The 1,754-nt window shown below is 62.4% G+C and carries 1 protein-coding gene and 2 pseudogenes; all 3 read right to left on the bottom strand.

What is annotated here, in order from left to right; translation table 11 throughout:
- Positions 1-183 (bottom strand): annotated as a pseudogene (locus VIW95_RS08935) (hypothetical protein); the annotation flags it as partial.
- Positions 183-1,343 (bottom strand): annotated as a pseudogene (locus tag VIW95_RS08930) (sugar transferase). The pseudogenes VIW95_RS08930 and VIW95_RS08935, both read right to left, overlap by 1 nt.
- A gap of 2 nt (positions 1,344-1,345) precedes the next feature.
- A complete protein-coding gene (locus VIW95_RS08925) occupies positions 1,346-1,594 on the bottom strand; it encodes a hypothetical protein (RefSeq protein ID WP_331585531.1) in 249 nt (82 codons plus the stop codon).
- Between the last annotated feature and the right edge of the window lie 160 nt (positions 1,595-1,754).

The following is a 1,754-nucleotide window of genomic DNA, read 5'->3' as shown; positions in this document are numbered from 1 at the left end:
CAGCACTCTGAACAGTCCGAAGTCCGACGGCGTCAGCGCTCGCGCGAGCACCACCAGTCCGCCGATTCGCACGGCCTGGAGCGCGACCTCGCCGATCACGTTGTCGCGAACCCCGCGAGCGAAGGCGGGCGTATGCCATCCCTCGACGTTCGCGACGGCGCTGATGTCGCCAGGTACTGGCATCACATTCCGCTCCCTTGCAGCATCGCGGGCAGCGTCCGCAGCAGGATTCCCATATCGCCCACCAGCGACCAGTCTTCGATGTATTCGATGTCGAGCTGCACCATTTCCTCGAACGACAGTCGATTGCGCCCGCTGACCTGCCACAGCCCCGTGATTCCCGGCGGGGCGTCGAGCCGATGCCGATGCCATTCCTGCTACAGCTCCAGCTCGTACGGCATCGCGGGCCGCGGCCCGATCAGGCTCATGTTCCCGTAAAGGACGTTGAGGAGCTGCGGCAGCTCGTCGATGCTGAATCGACGCAGCCATCGGCCGATCGGCGTAACCCGCTCGTCGCTTTCAATTTTAAAAACTTCAGTGCCGTCGGCGCTCGACTGCTCGCTCGCGTCGCGCCGAATCCATCCCTTGACGTACTCGCGATGCACCGTGTCCGAGCATTGGGCGCGCATCGTGCGGAACTTCAGCAGCTCGAACGGCTTGCCATGGATTCCGATCCGGGTCTGGCGAAACAGCAGAGGACTACCGTCGAGCACGCGGATCGCAATTGCGGCAAGCAACAAAATCGGCGACACCGCAATCGTCATCAGCGTCGCCACCGCGATGTCGAAGCCGCGCTTCACAATGCAATTGAGTCCTTCGATGTTCGATCCGGGCGGCCCGATCAGCGGAATCGCGCCGACCATCTCGACCGTGAGCGGCATCGACTGCGCCACCCGCGGCATCACGCGCCATCGAACTCGATGACGCTCGCAAAGCTCGATGATGCGTTCGACCTGCTCGTGGTCGCGTTCCGGCAGCACAATCATCGCCTCCAGGTTCGAGTGCGCGGCTGACAGGCTCGCAATCCGATCGAGCCCGCCGATTACTTGCGTCGAAAGTCCGTTCGAGCCGTTAGGCGCGGGCAAGCACGGGCTCTCATCGACGAAACCAAGAAATTCGTAGTAGGTGAGTTCTGCCCTGATTCGGTCGCGCAGATAAATGCCAAACGTATTGGCGCCGACTATCACCAGCGGCACCGCGAACTGCGGCCTCGAGTAAAAGAACTTCATGCTGCGGCGGACGATCACGCGCGCAATCAAGACGAGACCAATCGTCAGCACAAGCCCACTGGCGACCGCGAACCGCGACGGCGCGATATGAAGAAAAAAGCTGATCGCAACCATCATCAGCCACGCCGCGCAACTGGCCTTGACGATCGATCTGACTTCGTGGCGGCGCCCATTGCGGTAAAGTCCACCGTGCGCGCGACCAGAATCCACACCGCCACCAGCATCACCATGCCCGCCAGCGCTTCGCCCCAACTGCCAGGCTTAAGCGGATACAGATCGCGGGCTCTGATCACCTGCGACAATGCCGCCGCACCAACGACTGCGATCGCGTCGGTGGCCGCCAGCAAAGCTTTCTGCCGTTGCAATTCCCCGCCTAACACAACATCACCCCATCGCCAGCGCGCGCTTGACCACGTCACTTACCGTCATCACCACGCGCTCGGTGAGAAACGGATGCATCGGCCCGGAGAGCACGCGGTCAGCCCGCGCCGCGGCGGGCGGTAAATTTCCGTGGCTGTATCCGAG

Origin of the sequence: Binatus sp. (SeqCode) (genome assembly GCF_036522015.1) — a bacterium.
Taxonomy (GTDB): Bacteria; Desulfobacterota; Binatia; order Binatales; family Binataceae; genus Binatus.
Note: the sequence above shows the minus strand (reverse complement) of the source record. Positions and strands in the feature narration are given on the sequence as shown.